The organism is Candidatus Wallbacteria bacterium, from assembly GCA_028687545.1.
In the GTDB taxonomy this organism is placed as follows: Bacteria; Muiribacteriota; JAQTZZ01; order JAQTZZ01; family JAQTZZ01; genus JAQTZZ01.
Genome location: JAQTZZ010000073.1, coordinates 1 through 17,055, shown reverse-complemented (window position 1 = coordinate 17,055; position 17,055 = coordinate 1). Strand labels below are relative to the sequence as shown.

Annotated in this window: 14 protein-coding genes; 13 read left to right on the top strand and 1 reads right to left on the bottom strand. The window is 47.3% G+C overall.

Going from position 1 to position 17,055, the window contains the following annotated elements; translation table 11 throughout:
- From PHW04_18010 to PHW04_17970, 9 genes are all read left to right on the top strand, one after another.
- Positions 1 to 742, top strand: a 742-nt coding sequence (locus PHW04_18010; protein ID MDD2717785.1) for a hypothetical protein, incomplete at its 5' end; no start/stop codon positions are given.
- 1 nt (position 743) lies between these two features.
- Positions 744 to 1,295, top strand: a complete 552-nt coding sequence (locus PHW04_18005; protein ID MDD2717784.1) for a hypothetical protein — start codon at positions 744 to 746, stop codon at positions 1,293 to 1,295.
- Between the two features lie 200 nt (positions 1,296 to 1,495).
- Positions 1,496 to 2,851 (top strand): TldD/PmbA family protein, encoded by a 1,356-nt coding sequence (locus PHW04_18000; protein MDD2717783.1) that lies wholly within the window; start codon positions 1,496 to 1,498, stop codon positions 2,849 to 2,851.
- Positions 2,852 to 3,021: 170 nt separating this feature from the next.
- On the top strand, positions 3,022 to 4,470 hold the full coding sequence (locus PHW04_17995) for a TldD/PmbA family protein (GenBank protein MDD2717782.1): 1,449 nt from the start codon (positions 3,022 to 3,024) through the stop codon (positions 4,468 to 4,470).
- Positions 4,471 to 4,681: 211 nt separating this feature from the next.
- Positions 4,682 to 5,863 carry an MFS transporter gene (locus tag PHW04_17990; GenBank protein ID MDD2717781.1) on the top strand — a complete coding sequence of 394 codons (1,182 nt, stop codon included), beginning with the start codon at positions 4,682 to 4,684 and terminating at the stop codon, positions 5,861 to 5,863.
- A 192-nt stretch (positions 5,864 to 6,055) separates the two neighbouring features.
- Complete coding sequence (locus tag PHW04_17985) at positions 6,056 to 6,202, top strand: helix-turn-helix transcriptional regulator (protein MDD2717780.1); 147 nt, start codon at positions 6,056 to 6,058, stop codon at positions 6,200 to 6,202.
- A gap of 2 nt (positions 6,203 to 6,204) precedes the next feature.
- Positions 6,205 to 7,149, top strand: coding sequence for a homoserine kinase (locus PHW04_17980; GenBank protein MDD2717779.1), 945 nt, complete (start codon positions 6,205 to 6,207; stop codon positions 7,147 to 7,149).
- A gap of 97 nt (positions 7,150 to 7,246) precedes the next feature.
- Positions 7,247 to 8,200 carry a transposase gene (locus PHW04_17975; GenBank protein MDD2717778.1) on the top strand — a complete coding sequence of 318 codons (954 nt, stop codon included), beginning with the start codon at positions 7,247 to 7,249 and terminating at the stop codon, positions 8,198 to 8,200.
- Between the two features lie 33 nt (positions 8,201 to 8,233).
- Complete coding sequence (locus PHW04_17970; GenBank protein MDD2717777.1) at positions 8,234 to 9,955, top strand: tetratricopeptide repeat protein; 1,722 nt, start codon at positions 8,234 to 8,236, stop codon at positions 9,953 to 9,955.
- Here PHW04_17970 and mnmA read toward each other — a convergent pair.
- Positions 9,939 to 10,976: a tRNA 2-thiouridine(34) synthase MnmA gene (gene mnmA / locus PHW04_17965; GenBank protein ID MDD2717776.1), complete on the bottom strand. Its 1,038-nt coding sequence runs from the start codon at positions 10,974 to 10,976 to the stop codon at positions 9,939 to 9,941. The two genes, PHW04_17970 and mnmA, sit on opposite strands and share 17 nt — an antisense overlap.
- Positions 10,977 to 11,166: 190 nt before the next feature.
- Between mnmA and PHW04_17960 the strand changes: the two genes are divergently transcribed.
- The 4 genes from PHW04_17960 to PHW04_17945 form a co-directional block, all read left to right on the top strand.
- A complete protein-coding gene (locus PHW04_17960; GenBank protein MDD2717775.1) occupies positions 11,167 to 12,939 on the top strand; it encodes a tetratricopeptide repeat protein in 1,773 nt (590 codons plus the stop codon).
- Complete coding sequence (locus PHW04_17955) at positions 12,936 to 14,588, top strand: tetratricopeptide repeat protein (GenBank protein ID MDD2717774.1); 1,653 nt, start codon at positions 12,936 to 12,938, stop codon at positions 14,586 to 14,588. The genes PHW04_17960 and PHW04_17955 overlap by 4 nt, the downstream gene beginning before the upstream one ends.
- An 86-nt stretch (positions 14,589 to 14,674) precedes the next feature.
- On the top strand, positions 14,675 to 15,157 hold the full coding sequence (locus tag PHW04_17950; GenBank protein ID MDD2717773.1) for a tetratricopeptide repeat protein: 483 nt from the start codon (positions 14,675 to 14,677) through the stop codon (positions 15,155 to 15,157).
- Positions 15,144 to 17,055 (top strand): hypothetical protein (locus PHW04_17945; GenBank protein MDD2717772.1); only part of this gene is annotated, 1,912 nt, incomplete at its 3' end. The genes PHW04_17950 and PHW04_17945, both read left to right, overlap by 14 nt.

Below are 17,055 nucleotides of genomic sequence, written 5' to 3'. Positions count from 1 at the left end.
CAATGTTGTCTACCTGAACGAAAAGGATACATCCAGCGTGCATCTGAATGGTAACACCAAAGTTCCGGTCTCACGCTTGAAACCTGTTTCAGTCGGCGGAGGGATCTACACCAATGAAGCCAATATCGGCTATGTGCCAGGTATAAATACTTCCTCAGTGCATCCTGTCCGTTTCTGGATCGGCTGCTTCAATGAACCGACCCTTGCTTATCAGGCTCTGGTGGCGATCCAGAAAAATTTCAATACCACCAATCTTCAGGCCTTTAATTTTTTCCCGTCTGACATGAGCGGCTTCAACGACTGGTCAAAGAATTTTCAGACATACAATCTTTTCGGCAGGTATCTGGTGCTCAGGATCATCATCTACACTAATCCCAACCTGGCCGGCAAATATGCCAATCCCTGGAAAGGGATCTATAACGATAAAGACGAGAACAATAACAAGGACCTGGGGATTATTCCGGCACCTCCTGTTACAGCCATCCATGCATACGGCACCAGGAACGACGGCAGCATGACTCCCAGGATCACAGGCCTGACTGCAGATTACATGGAATACAACCCTGTTATCAGGCTGAACAGAATCGAGCCCGCTGAAGCCAATGACGGATCTGATTATAATAACTGGGAACCGATGATTTTCGGATTCGGCACCCATGAAATCTGGGATTTCAACGCGGATTCCTGGGCCAATGGCACGCCGACCAGCGAACTCTACATCAATCACAAGCCGGGGAACTGAGATGAAAAAAGGTGTACTGCTTTTGACTCTGATGGTATTTATCGCAATCATCGGCCTGGGAGCCATCATGATCATACCCCCGATCGAAAAGCAGGGGCGAGGGGTGCTGGAGCAGAACTATGAAGGCACTCTGATTGATTTTTACCGCTCTTTTCACGATTATCTGAACCTGGAATTGAACCAGAAGGGCTCTTCCATCGAAGCAGCGATCCTGAAAAACACAATTTTCACCACCCCTATCCCCCTCGGTTCCCCTGGATACGTCCCCGGTGCCACTGGATACACCGGGGAAGTGATTCTGAATAAGCAGAATGCTTACTTGTTTGTTCAGGGTTCTGCCAGCCCCAGCCCTCCGTATTCCAGCATCGACTACACCTGGGACAGCACATCCACTCCAAAATATACAGGCGGCATCATGAATGAGATGGTGAAAAAAGGATACATCACCAAGCGGAGGCTCGATAAGATCGGTTTTCCTGATTCATACAAGAAATATGGAAAAGATCCTCCCTATTCAATGACCTGGGAAATACTGCTGATTCCAATGTATTGAGTGATGATTGGTGAATAGCGGATAGTGAATAGTGAATAGTGAATGGAAAAGATATTCCGTACCAATCACTAATCACTTATCACCAATCACCAATCACTAATCACCAATCACCAATCACCAATCACAATCACTATTCACCATTTACTGCTGAGATGTGATAAAATTTTCAGGAATGGACTAAATTTTACCCGGAGGTATTGATGGGGGACAGAAAACTTGAATTCAAGAAAAAGTCCGACGCAATTTTGAAACTCGCAGGCAAGCTGGCTGACGAGGTGCTGATCAGTCTGAGTTCCACAGTGAATTCACTGACCCGTTTCGGAGAGAACGAGATCACCCAGAATGTCACACTTGCGACGGGTGGAACAGGGATCACTCTGGTGCGCGACCAGAAATCCACCAAAATCCAGACCGACTGCCTGGAGCCTGAAAAGCTGAAACCGCTGCTTCTGAAGGCCTCGGAGATCCTCAAATACCAGAAGAAAGACCCTGATTATCCGAATTTCCCCAAACAGATCAAATTTGATCAAAGCGGGTCCTGTTACTCCGACAAAACCGCCAGAAACAGCCCGAAAGACAGGGCTGAACTTGTGATTTCACATATCAGGCGCTGCGAATCTGAAAAACTGCTTGGATCAGGCATTGTTTCCACTAATGAAACCCGGCTTGCCATTGCCAACAGCAAAGGACTTTTCGCATATCATGAAACCACAGGCTCCAACTTCTCCACAACTGTGATGGACGATAAAGGCCATTCCGGCTGGGCCACAGGAAGCAATGTGGATATCTCCAGACTCGACTGGGAAACAGTCAGCCGGACTGCGATCGAAAAGAGCAAGCTCAACCGGAAGCCGAGGGATCTGGAAGTCGGTGAATACCCTGTGATACTGGAGCCTGCTGCAGTTACAGATATGCTGCTGTTTTTAAGCTACAAGGCTTTTGCCACCCAGGCTTATCAGGAAGGCCGTTCGCCCCTGCAGGGCAAGCTCGGGAAAAAGATCATGTCAAAGAACCTTACTATACTGGACGATCCGTTCGATCCCCTGAATCCGGGCCTTCCGTTTGATTTTGAAGGCATAAAGCGGCAGGGCCTGACACTGGTGGACAAGGGAATTTTCAAAGAACTTCCGATTGACTTGAAATTGTCTAAAAAAATGGGCAAACCTTCCACCGGACACGGGCTGGACTATCCGAACCCGATGGGACCATTCTGCCTGAACCTGAGAATCCCGCCAGGCAAGCGGAGCCTCGCTGAAATCATCAGGGACAGCGACAAATGTCTCTTGATCACACATTTCCATTACACCAACATCATCAACCCCAATGACCTGACCATTACAGGTACCACCAGAGACGGACTGTACTGGATCGAAAAGGGGAAGATCGCCTACCCTGTGAAGAACATGCGACTCACTGAAAGTGTTTTCAGGGCATTGAATCTGGTGGAGGAAATCTCCAGCGAACAGGTTTTCGAGAGTGCTTTCTTCGGCGGAGGATTTATTGTTCCCAGCATGAAGCTGTCGGGGTTTAAGTTTACGAGCAAGACGGATTACTGAAGGGACGATGACTGGTAAAAATTACGAATGTTCTGCATGAAGTTAGTATGTTAGCAGGTTGGTAAGTTAGTAAGTTCAGAGAAATAGTGAAAAAGAACATACCAACCTACAAACTTACAAACATACCAACCTCATGGAGTATTCAATACGATTATTGTAGGAGGAATTGAATGAAGCAATACACCGATCAGGCCATGCAGATCTGCAAAAAAAGAGGTGCTGACTATGCAGATATCAGAATCGTTGAAATCACCAGGGAAGAATTGGGTGTCCGGAACGGAGAGTTGTCAGCAATCGAGAATTATAAGAGTTTCGGATATGGGATCAGAGTTATTATGAAGGGTGCCTGGGGTTATGCCGCAGCTGCGGGACTTGATCCGGCAGGCATCAAAGCTGCTGCTGAAAAGGCCGTGGAAATCGCACTGGCTTCCAGCAGGAAAATCAACAAGAAGGTCAGACTTGCGCCGGAACCTGTCTACATAGACCGCTGGCAGTCCCCATATGTAGTTGACCCTTTTAATGTTTCACCTGAAGAAAAACTGAATCTGCTCTTTGAAATCGACAAAATTCTGCGCAAGAACAAAAAAATCAAGAATGCCTTGAGTCTGATGAACTTCGAACGGGAACACCAATGGTTCGCCAACCTGGATGGTAGTTTCATCAATCAGCAGATTACCAGAAGCGGTGCCGGTTATGAAGCAACAGCGGTCGACGGGGGAGAATCCCAGCGCCGCTCTTTTCCCTGCACAAACGGCCAGTTTGTCCAGGCCGGTTATGAAGTGATTCCTGCTTTCCACCTGCTTGAAAATGCTGAAAAAACCCGGGAAGAAGCGATTTCCCTCCTGTCGGCCAAACCCTGTCCGGCCGGCGAGAAAGAGCTGATCATCATGGGTTCTCAGCTGGCCCTGCAGATCCATGAATCCATCGGCCACGCCACTGAACTCGACCGGGTGCTGGGTCTTGAAGCGAACTATGCCGGCAGAAGCTTCGTGACCCTGGAAAAGAAGGGCAATTTCAGATACGGATCCAAGCTGATGAACATAGTGGCTGATTCCACCTGCCCGACCGGTCTCGGAACATTCGGATATGACGACGATGGTGTGCGGCCTGAGCGGTACCATGTGATCAAAGACGGGATTTTCCAGACTTACCTGACAAACCGTGAATTCGCCCATGAGATCGGTGAAAAGCGCTCACGGGGCTGCAACCGCGCAGACGGCTGGGAAAATATCCCGATCGTGCGCATGCCGAACCTCTCTCTGATGCCAGGTGATGCCAAGCTTGATCAGCTGATCGCAGACACCAGGGACGGAATTCTGGTGGATGGAGTCAAGTGCTGGAGCATCGATCAGTACCGTTCCAATTTCCAGTTCGGGATGGAAATGGGCTGGGAGATCAAGAAGGGTAAAATCACAGGAATCGTCAAGGACCCGACCTATCAGAGCATCACGCCTGTTTTCTGGGGAAATCTCAACGCCATCTGCGACGAGAGCCACTGGACGCTCTGGGGAGTGTTCAACTGCGGCAAGGGCCAGCCGGGCCAGCGAGCTGAGATGAGCCACGGCTGCGCACCTGCGAGGTTCTCCAAAGTGACGGTAGGCGTGCAAAACGCCAGGTAGGCTGTTGAAAAGCACCGATCTGCTGCGTTGTGATGAGCCTCTTCAAATGCATTTGTTAGAGGCTCACATGTCTTGCATCTCGGTACTTTTGAACAGCCGGGGAAATAGTTCTTCGTAGATGCTGAATTTTGAATTTTGAATTTTGAATGTTGAATGTTGAATGACAAATGTAGGGGCAGACCCGTGTGTCTGTCCCTATTTACAAAGAATCATGCTAAAAAAAAGCGACATCACACTTTACTATTTCAAGCTGAATTTTTTCGCCCTTGGGTTCATCGAAGCAGTGATGATGTGCTATGGCCCAATGTATCTGGACTGGCGAGGAGCAAGCAGTACTCTGCTTTCCTGGTTTTTTGTGCTGTCCTCTCTGGCCGGCTTTTTCGCCCAGAACATCTGGGGTTCGATTTTCGACTGTTATTCCAGAGTACGGTTTTATCTTGTTTTCAGCCTGACCATTGACCTGCTGATGCTCGCCTGCTTCCTGAACTGGACACATCCCGTTTTTTTCGTGGCTGGATACTGCGTCCAGACGCTGCTTGGTTACGCGTTTTTTCCTGCAGTCCAGGCCAGCGTTTCAATCCTCTATCCTCATGAAGTGGGGAAGAGGATCGGTGAACTGCTGGCATACAGGTCAATCGGATGGATGGCTGCATCCTTTTCCGGGATCATCGTTTTCCTGAAAACGGACATTTCCATGATCAGCCTGCTGATCAAAATGGCGATTGTGATTGTTTCAATCCTGCTGCTTTGCTCACCTCTGGTTTTTCTCCCTGAGCGCCTGGGAGTGAGAAAGCGGATGACACTGCCGCTCTCAGAGCAGTTCCGCCTGTTTGAATGCAGGCCCGAACTGCGCAGATTCGCGCTGCTGCTGCTCTGGGTTGCTGCCGGGAACTCCCTGTTTTTCTCCTATTTCGGTGTTTATTTCAAGCATGTGATTCACGGAGCCGAATGGGGGGTGGGCCTGTCCATGCTGCTGGCTTCGGTGTTCGGTTCCATCAGCTACCCTATTTATGGGATCTGGGGTGACAGGCGGGGAAGTTATCCAGTCATGAATTTCAGTGTAATCGCATATCTGTGCTGTTATCTGACTTTAGCGCTCTGCATGAATCCCTGGATTGTGATCATAGTCTACGGTTTTCCGGCCTATTCAGCCCTGAGGATCGCAGGAAACCTTTTTATCGCCGGCCATACAGACCCTGAAGAGAGGGGAACAGGCATGGGGCTGATGGAAGGTCTGCACGCGCTGGGCGGAGTCGTGGGCCCTGCGATTTCCGGAATTTTCCTGCTTTACCTGGATTACGCAAATCTGCCGCTGCTGGCTGCGGTTTTCATGCTCAGCTACTGGCTGCTTTATTTTGCATTGCCCGACGCACAAACAAAAAATCCCAAATAGTGTTTTGACTTTGCCGACTAAAGCTTATGAACCTCTTATATTGCTTCACAAAAACTCTATCCCGGATTTCGGGTTCATAGACCAGTCATACAACATTTGCTAAAATGTTTGAAAGTGTGGATAAACCATTTATAAAAAACGAAGTTATACAATTAGGTGAAAAGTTGAGGGAAACCCGCCTGAAAAAAGAAAATATCGCAGGGCGATGTGGCAAGAATTTTAGATGTTCACAGGTCGTATGTTAGTGGCTTGGAACGAGGAAGGAGAAATCAGTCATTATTGACCGTTCACAAAGTTGCTAAAGCTCTCGGTGTTTCCTCAAATAATTTATTGAAATAATTATGCCAGTAAAAACTACAATTTCAGAAGCAGACTTGCCTAACATCCTTACCGATTATGATTTAGGCGAGTATCGGGGATTTAAAACATTTGCCAATGGTGCGGGGCAAACAACGCTCTTGCTTGAAACAAGCGCGGGAAAATTCGTCTTGCGGTATTACGAAAACAGGCCGCAAAAGCATGTATTTTTTGAGATACAGCTATTAAATTACTTACGAAGCGTAAATTTTCCCGTTCCGGCAATTTTAAAAAATCGTTCTGGGGAACTTTTCGGAACATACAAAGAAAAACCGTTTATCATTATCGAGTTCGTCGAGGGAGAACATGGTGAAAATCCGAACGATATTTTTGATGGCAAAGAAGTTGCTGAAGTTATAAAAGCAGTTGCATCATTACACAATCTCACGAAAAATTACACCCCGGAATATTTTAAAGACAGAGAGATTTTTGATGTTGCATATTGTTGGAAAGAATTTGTTAATAAACATTCTCTATTGGCTAAAAGTGAAAAAGGGAAATGGTTTAAAGCCGAATTAGACAAGCTGGAATTTCCAGCCTCTCTACCAAAAGGGTTATGTCATGCCGATTTAAACTACGGAAATTTTCTATTTAAAAATGGCAAAATAGTTGCGGTGCTTGATTTTGATATGAGTTTTTACACTTATCTTATTTACGATATTGCCAGTTTAATTTATTGGTGGACATGGCCTCCAGGAATGAAAGTGAAGGAAAAACAGGCGGCGCAAATTGTTAGCGAATATTCAAAATCGCGAGAATTAAGTAAGGAGGAACGAATGCATATTTATGATACACTAAAACTCATAATCCTTTTGGGTATCAGTTGGTCAGAAGAAGGCGATTTTGAAAATGAGAAAGAAAAAATAGAGTTTCTTAATTCGATGGGTAGAATAAATTTTATGTTAAAATTAGAAATAGAAAATGTTTGAGGGAAGAGTGGGAGGGAAGAGTGTACCGGGTCTATACATTTGACAGCGTGAGTTGATTTGTTTAAAATAATACAAAAATCAGCTCACTGGAGATACTTTGTCTAGACAACTCAGGATCGAATTTGAAAATGCCTATTACCATGTCATGAGCTGCGGGAATACCAGAAGCAGGATTTTCCGCGACAACGATGACAGGGTAAAATTCATTTCTTATCTAGAAGAGACTTACCGGAAATTCGGTATCTTGATTCACAGTTATTGTCTCTTGAGAAATCATTACCACCTGTTTATCCGGACTCCACAACCCAGCCTCTGCAAAGCGATGCATTTCATCAATGCCAGTTACACAAAATATTACAACTCAAAATACAAGCGGAAAGGCCACCTTTTTGCAGGAAGATTCCGAGCTATTCTTATAGATTCTGATAATTATGCATTAACTGTGTCTACTTATATACATCTGAATCCTGTAAGAGCTGGTATAATTGTTCAGCCATGGAAATATGAATGGAGCAGTTGCTTCTACTTTACAGGAACTGATCTGGAAATTCCGGAATTCATCGATACCAGTCTGATACTTGAATATTTCAAAGGGAAGAATGGTGGAAAAAATAAAGCTTACCTGGATTATCTTACAGAAAAGATAGGGCAGAATGATAAAGACCCAGGAGAATTAGCAGAGGCTGGCTTAATACTGGGCAGTGAAGAATTTTCTAACAGAATAAAAAATCGATATGTCAAAGTACTGAAAAAAGATAGAAGCATACCGGCAATCGGACAATTACAGAAAGATAAAAACTTAATCCAGATGCTTTGGGAGCAGTTAAAGAAGTTCGACTGGGCCAGCGAAAACGAGAAGCGGAAATTCAGCATTTTTTTATTGCAGAAACATACTGATGCGAATCTGGCAGAATTGCAGCGGCTTTTCCCGGAGTTAAGTGTTTCCGGTGTAAGCCAGGCAGGCCGGAGAATGAGAATTTCAATGGAACAGGATAAAACAGTCCAAAAGCGCATGGAAGAGATTGAAAAGCAGATTTTGTCAATTGTATAGACCCGGTACCACAGTTGGGCGGTTGGAGGAAAATTGCGGCAGAAACTTCTGGTCGTTTTTCTTGGATTATTCTGCGGATTGCTGCTGCTGGAAGCATTTTTTCAGGCAACCGGCTTTTTCGTAAAGCTGCGGCGGGACATTCAGAAGCGGCAGGGCAGTGTGCGAACCATTCTCTGCCTGGGTGACTCCTTCACATACGGGTATGGCCTGGACAGGAAAGATTCCTATCCAGCTCAACTGGAAGAGCTTTTGAAACTGAAATACCCCGGCTCAGATTACTCTGTAATCAACGCAGGGATCGTGGGCGCAAATTCCAGAATGGTTTTGAAGGACCTGCCTGACTATCTCCGGAAATATTCCCCTGCGATCATTGTCCTGCAGGCAGGAGGGCAGAATCGTTTCAATCTGTCAGGCTATGACGACAAAATAGCTGGATTTGATTACATTCGATACAATTCCAGAGTGATCAGACTGTTCCGTTTCCTGCTGGCAAATTTCTCAGAGAAGGGATTTCTTGCCTGGCGGTCGGATCAATCATTGATTTCCCCTGAAAATCTGCTCAGACCGCGCGATTTCAGTTTCAATACAGGTGAAATTTCCTGTGCCATTGATTTTACAAAGCAGCAGGGCAAGATCTGGGAATATTTAAGAGCCGGAGATTTAGCGGCTGCCGGCCGGTACCTGGAGGGCAGTACGAGCGAAGCTGAAGCCAGGGGAGTTTTCTACATCATGTCCAATCTGCTGGACGCAGCTGAAAATTATCTCAATGAGCAGGGCACAAAAAATGGCAGCGCATTCCTGGTGCAGCTTGGCCTTGGATTCATTTCAGCCGAAAAATGCGAACTGGATTCCGCGATCAGTCATTTCAGGCAGGCTCTCAGGCTGAAACCGAATGATACAGGTGCACTGATCGGCTTAGGATATGCATATTTTCAGGCAGGCATGTTCGATTATGCGAGGGACTGGTATGAAACCGCTCTCGCACTTTATCCAGCCTGCGCTGAAGGCTATAATCAGCTGGCACAGCTGTATTGCGACAGTTTCCAGTTCGACAAGGCAGTCAGTGTTCTGGAAGAGGGTCTGAAGCATGCCCCGGATTTTGCCGACAATCTTTATTCACTCGGCAAACTGAAACTCAGAAAATACAACTTCAGTGAAGCGGAAACACTTTTTAGCAAGGCCCTGGCCGCAGGCTTGAATGAAGAGGACAGCAACCGCATTGCGTATTACAGGGAACAGATGTCGATCCTGAAAAATCAGGATCCTGCAGTAAGTGGGATGAGCCAGTTCTATTTTCCGGCAGAACCGGATTTAAGCTCTACAACCGAACTTTGCGACCTGGCCTGGAAACATGTGGAGCAGGGAAATTACGAACAGGCTCTGAAATTTTTCGACCTGGCCGGCGACAGGCGGAACGCTGCCTGGGTCCGGAAAATATTATCCTCTGAAATCAGCGGTTCGGATGCATACAGATGGCTGATCGAAGACCTGGAGACCATCAACCGGTTCTGTTCTGCGAACGGGATACATCTGATCCTGCAGAACTATCCTGAATCCGGGAACAAAGCCATGATCCAAATATCTGCCAAAGAACTGGTGCCGCTGGTGGACAATTTCCGGAAGTTCAGCCTCCTCTGGAAAGCGGGGGGGAAGAGGGAGGAGTATATCCGGCCTGACGGGCATTGCAGCGGCAGAGGATGTGCGCTGATGGCTGAGAATGTCCTGGAAGTGCTAGAAGCTAAGGGTTGGCTGTAATTACTCCAGCAGCAACTACGAATTTACCGTGATAAAAACAGGCGATCTGGCCGCTGGTAATGGCGCGGGCTGGCTCGGAAAGAGTGACTTTATACCCTTTATCCTGAGGTTCTACCAGGCAGGAAGTTGGTTTGGCGGCAAACCTCACCTTTACGGATAGTTCCAGTTTTTCAAAACCCGGAAAAAATATATTCAGATCAGATACGCAGAAAGCTGTGGAGAACAACCTCTCCTCAGGTCCTGCCACCAGCAGATTTTCTGCAGGTACGATCCTGATCACATAATAAGGAACGCCCAGGCCAAGATTCAAACCCCTCCGCTGTCCGATGGTCTGAAAGTAATACCCCTGATGAGTTCCTAACACTTTTCCATCTTCAGTCACGATTTTGCCTGGTTTCTTAGGAAGCAGCTCAGGAAAGACTTCCCATAATTTTTTGTGCTTTGGGATGAAGCAGACGTCCTGGCTGTCCTTTTTTTCCGCAACCGGCAATCCTGCCTCCCTGGCCAGGGTCCTGGCTTCTGTCTTGGAAAGCTCTCCGATCGGGAAAAAGTAGCTGGACAGATTTTCGCTCTTCAGGAAGCAGAGAAAATACTCCTGGCTTTTGGCCTGGTCCGCCGCCTGCCTGAGCAGCCGGAATCCCTGGAATTCTCCGATCCCTGCATAATGACCGGTGGCGAGTGCCTGGAATCCCCATTCCCGAGAGAGCGCGAGCAAAGTACCCATTTTCACCCGCTGGTTGCAAATCACGCAGGGATTGGGTGTGACCCCGGCCCGGTAAGAATCTATGAAATAATCCACTACCTCGTTCAGAAAATTCTTTTTAAGGTCATAGGCATGATGGGGAATTCCGATCTTCCTGGCCGCAGCTGCTGCGTCGTGTATGTCTGCCAGATTACAGCAGCGGGAATTTTCCTCCCACAGCTTCAGTGTGATTCCCGAAACCTCGTGCCCGGCTTTTTTCAGAAGCAGCGCTGCTACAGACGAGTCCACACCTCCGCTCATGGCGACCAGGATTTTCATGCGTTGTTTTTCTCCAGATTTATCATTTCTTCCACTAGTGGACTGTAAACAAAGTTTCATTGCACGATTGCCGCTGTGAAAAGCCTGCCAGCGACGAGATCAAGTCAATCAGATATCTGATAAAACTTTGTTAACACTCCACTAGCTTACCAGAACCTCTGTTTATGGTAAAATCATAGCTGGAGGTAGATTGAAGCAGAGATTTCTGGTCATTGTCCTGGGCTTGTTTTGCGGGCTGCTGATTCTGGAAGCCTTTTTTCAGGCTGCCGGTTTGTTGATCGTGCTGCGCCGTGTTGTGGTCAAACGCCAGGATGTTTCTGAATTCCTGATCCTCTGTCTAGGCGATTCGTTCACTTATGGTTTTGGAGTTGAGAAGGGCAGCGATTATCCGGCTCTCCTTGAAAAATGGCTTAACGAGCATCAACCGAATCGAAAGTTCCGCGTGGTCAATGCTGGAGTGGGAGGCATCAATTCAAGATACCTGCTCGACAACCTGCCCGACAATCTGGCCCGCTACAAACCTGACCTCGTTACAATACAGGTGGGCGGGCAGAACAGGATGAATTTTACCGGCTACGACGAAGGATCCAATCAACTGGTGCGATTTTTTTATGCTTTAAGCAACCATTCCAGGGTATTGAGGCTGTTCCGGATGCTATATAAGGATCTGAAGGACTCCAGGGAAGACCTGGCACTGGCGCTGAAACTTACGATCGAGGAAGGACGTTTTGCCGGAGCGCTTCCAGAAATCCTCCCGGGAAATGATAAAAACTCTACTGAAATAGTCTGTTCGATCGATTATTTCAGGCTGACTGGCGAAGTCTGGGACCTGATCAGGGAAAAGAATTTCGATGGGGCGAGGAAATGCATTAATTCCAGACTGGAATCCAGTGCCGACGATGTCTATGCCCAGGGCTGGGATAAGTTTTCTATAGGTAATTTCGCAGCAGCTTCGGAAAAATTCAGGGAAGGACTTAGAAAATATCCTGGCAGCGAACATCTGCTCGTAGGTCTGGGGTTTTCCTCACTTGAGGAAAAAAAGCTGCAGCTGGCCTTCGAGTACTTCAAAAAAGCGCTTCAGATGGACAGTCACGATACAGGCCCCATGCTTGGGATCGGGCAGGCTTACTTTTATTCTGAAAATTATGCCCTTGCCGAGCGCTGGTTCGCGAGGGTCATGGAGCTCGATCCAGGCAATGGCTGGGCTTACAATTTTCTGGGAAGTCTTTATTTCGAGCTGAAGGAATACGGAAAGGCTGAAAAATATTTCAGGGACGGGATCAGGGTGAATCCTGAAATGCCGAACAATTACACTTCACTGGGGGAAGTGGTGCAGCTTCTGGGCAGGCTTTCAGAAGCCTGCAGCATTTTTGAAAAGGCCATCCAGATGGGCACTTTTTTTTCCTGGGAGGAAAGTGAGCTCAATCGGATGCAGGCCAGAGCCAAGATTGACCTGGATCCATTCAACAATAAGGACTTGGGAAAAAAACTCCTGTTAAGGGCTATTGAGCTGGATCCAAGCAACACCCAGGCTCTGGTTGATCTCGGCTGGTTCTGCGCCGGGGAACGGGACTATCAGAAAGCCCTGGAGTATTTTGAACGCGGGAAGAACTATGAAGCCACGGCCTGGATCAAAAAGCTGCTTTCCAATCAGTTCAATGATGACACAGCTGCCGAATGGCTGGAAAAAGATCTGGATTCTGTGGCTTTGATCTGTGGAAAGGCCGGACTGCCGCTTTTATTCCTGAATTATCCTGAAATGGATAACCTGCCGCTGCGCAAAGTGGCTCAGCGTGAAGGAATACCTCTGGCAGACCTGACCGCAGAATTCGGTAAGCTCTGGCAGACGGGTAAATCAAGGAACGATTATTTTCTGCCGGACAGGCACTGCAATCTGCTGGGCAATCTCGAGACTGCGAGGATTCTCGGAGAGCGGATTCTCGCTCTGCCGGATAAAACATGAAAAAGCTGTTCGTCTTTCTGCTCGGCTGCTGCTCCGGATTGATTCTGCTGGAAGGAGCCCTGCGGCTTGCAGGTCTGTCCATAGAGCAGCAGAGATCCGGGAAAAAAGCTGGCGGACAGATCGTGATTCTCTGTACCGGCGATTCATTCACATACGGGTACGGGGTCGGCCGGGATGAGACTTATCCTGCACAGCTTCAGTCTATGCTGAACCGGAAGTATCCTGGCCATGGATTTTCCGTAGTCAATGGCGGGATCGTCGGGGCCAATTCCAGACGGCTGCTGAGTGACTTTGAAGACAAGCTGCTCTGCTATGCTCCAAAGATAGTGGTGGTGCAGGTTGGAGGACAGAATCGTTACAACCTGTCAGGTTATGATGACAAGATGCCCAGACTGTCAGTGGACTACATTCGATATAACCTGAAAAGCATGAGGCTTCTTTCTTACCTCCTGGGAAACATTTCTGAAGGACTGTCAGAGTACTCAAAAAAAAGGGGGAGAGAGCTTCTGGAAGTGATACGGACAACAGATTTCAAATTTGAGACCAGGGAAGCAACCTGTTCCATCGACTTTTCAAGTTCTCGGGGTCATCTGCCGAATCTTTACGAGCTTGCTGAAAATTATGTAAAGGAAACCCGAGGGAAAAACGGCAACACTTTTCTCCTGCAGCTTGGGCTTGGCTACATTGCTTTAGAAAAATGCGACCTGGAAAAAGCGTTTGCACATTTCCGCAAAGCGCTAAAGCTGAAACCAAACGATACAGGAGCTATGCTGGGGATCGGCTATACTTACTCGCAGGCCGGCATGTTTGAACAGGCCTTGGATTGGTACGGAACAGCATTAAAACTATATCCTGACTACGGAGAAGGATATAATCTGCTGGCACAGTTATACAGCGACGCGTTTCAACCCGACAGGGCTGTAAGTATATTAGAAGACGGACTCAGTCATGATCCGGATTTTGCCGACAATCTATTTTTTCTCGGAGAACTCAAGTACAGAAAAAATGCTTTCAGCGAAGCCCTGGATCTTTTCAAAAAAGCGGAGGCTGCCGGACTGAATGAAGAAGACTGCAGGCAGATCGAATCTTACAGACAGCAGATGGACATCCTGAATACCGGGAGTACGGAAGTAAGGGAAGCAAGCCTGCTTTACTTTTCTGCTGAGACTGCTGACATATCTTCAACTGCGGAGCTGGAAGACATTGCCTGGCGACATCTGGTAATGAATAATTATCAGCAGGCGCAGAAGTATTTCAGCAGGGCCGGAGACGAAGAGAATGCCGCATGGGTGAGAAAGGTTGTTTCCAGAGAGATAAACGGGGAGAAGGCGACCGGCTGGCTGCTGGACGACCTGACGACAATCAAGGGCATCTGCGACAAGCATCAGGTACGGATCCTGTTCGCGAATTATCCTGATACGGCAAACCGGGGCATGCTGCAGATTTCAACCAGATACAGGATACCTCTGGTGAATAATTTCCAGAAATTCAGCGAATTGTGGAAGAATGGCGAGAGACGCGGTGATTATTTCCTTCCTGACACCCATTGCAATGCACGGGGGTGCGGAGTAATGGCCGTCGATGTGATGGAAACACTTGAATCTCAGGACTGGTTTCAGGAGATGATCAAAAGCCGATCTATCAGATAAAATGGAAAAAAATGGTCAGATTTCTTTTTTTTTGATATTATAAGCCTCTTGCAAAATGTTTTATTCAGCCCGTTTTTGGAGGTACCGTGCTTTCCGGATTCAAGATCGACAGGATACTGGACAAAGTCCTTCCCTTGCTCAATGAAAACCGGATTCCCGAAGCTCTGGAATTGCTTGGAAAAGCCGAAGCCCATGATCCGGCGGATCCATATCTTCAATTATACTATGGAATCGCCCGCTTCAACCTGAACGAATTTGAGAAAGCCAGGGAGCATCTGCTCATGGCTGATGAAAAGCTCAAGGTTGACGCCATTCCCATGATTTATCTGGGTAGGATTTATCTGGCTGAGAATCAGAGCGAACTGGCTCTTGAGTCGTTCGCCAAAGCAGTAAAAAAAGACAAATTGCATCCTGAAGCCCATTATTATGCCGGAATCGCCTATCTCAAGCTGAACCGGCTCGAAGAGGCGACCCGGGAATTCGAGATTGTACTGGCCGAAAAAAGTGAATTCGTGCTGGCCAGGATTCTGACCCTGCTGGAGTGGAAGAATCTCCATGATCATCAATGATCTCCTGGAAAATACCGCTGATGAGCATTTCACAGCAGGTGATTTTCATTCCGCCAGACTTGAATACCTACAGTTATATAGGGAGTTTTCCAGAAAACGCTTTTCTGGTGTGAAACTTCTCCTGCCATTTTCCAGAGAAAGAACAATCTATCTGAAGATCTGCGATCGCCTCAGTGAGTTGTATTTAGAAAAGCATAATTTTTCTCGATGTCTGTATTTTATTGACAAGATCAGCCGGTATGATGACAACCTGACCCTGAAAACGCGGAAAGCTCTTTGTTTTCTCTTTACAGGGCGGCGGCAGCCACCTGTGCTGCTGCTGTACCAGGAGATATACCCGCTTCTGCTGGAGCGTGGGGAAAAGGTCCTCACCCAGATTTTCAACTTACTTACAGAATTATCAGTAAAATCCCGTTTTGCATATCAGGTTTGCAGTGACTATGCCAGATTCAGGCCCGAGATTGTAGGGAAGCATGTTCAGTATCTGATGGATGTGGTACTGTCTCAAACAGATGTAGATGGAGATCATTTCCTGCTCGAAGAATTGTACAGGCTGTCAAGAGAAAGAAGGATCGGGGAAATTCTTTCAAAGCATTATCTCAGCCGGAAAGTATTCACCAGACAGGCCTTTGCGCTTGTGAACAGGTTGTACGAACAGAATCCAGGTTCCGATCTTCTCCGATACCTGGGTGAATACTACAGGCATCACCGTACCTTCAGCCCTGAGAGCCTGCAGATTTTCCTGAAAATTTACGAGGAAAGATCCGATGACCGGGAAAACCTGCTGGTTCTAGGTGAGAGTTTTCTGAAACAGGGAGCCAGGGACGAATTTGCGATCCATGTCTACGAGGAGGTTGCGAAAAAATTCACATCTCACCTGGAGAATCTAAAAACACTGGCTCTGTTGTATGCGGAAAACGGCAAGTGCGACGCCCAGGCTCTCGCGATTCTCGAGCAGGTCAGTTATTACATGTCGGATAACCGGACCATCATGAAATCTCTGGTGCACGCCTACCTGGTTTTCAGGATTTTCACTCCACAGGCGCTGTGGTGCGCCAGGAAACTCCTCGAATTGTCCGATGATTCGCCTGAAGTGCTTTATCTGGCAGCAAGGTCGTATCTGGCTCAGGGAAAGAAGAAAGAAGCTTTGGTCTGCCTTGAAAAAGCTGAAAAGACCTTGCTCAGGAAGCATTTTTTCCACGATGACTTCCTGGTAACTTTATATCGTCTTAAACTACATCAGTTGAACCGGGAAGAACTGGCAAAGCATCTGGAAATTCTGGAGGGTATTTACAGAACCGAACCAAAGGGACCTGAGATTCTGGAACTGATGGGAGACATCCGGATCAGGATGTCAGAGTGCTGGCGGAAGATCGGTTGCAGCTTCCAGGACTGCGAATGCAGCGGTTCTGGATGTGCATTCAATCTGACCCCGGACGATCCGGCCAGGAATGCCCTGGAATATTACCTGCAGGCTCTTGAATTTAATCAGACCGGTGAACTTCTATTCAAGATCGGAGAAGCTTATCTGGCATCAGGATATAGGAAAATGGCGCTGGATTTTTTTGAGAGAGCACGGGAAATCAAACCGGAAAACGGACCCGTGACATGCCTGATTGCTGCACTGCTTGAACAATCCGGGAAAAAAGAGGAAGCTGTCGAAATTTTGTCTTACTTTCTCTCTGATAACCAAAACTTCCATGGAATTTTCCAGAGACTGCTTGCACTGCTTTGGGAGCTGAGCGATTGGGACGGGGGGATAAATTTTTCCTGTCAGGCGATCAAGAGGTTTCCGGAAAAGCACGAGTTTTATCACTGGAGAGGAAAGTTTTATCGTGCTAAAGAATGGCGCAAAGTGGGGCTGATCGATCTGGAGCAGGCTTTTTCAATGAATCAAA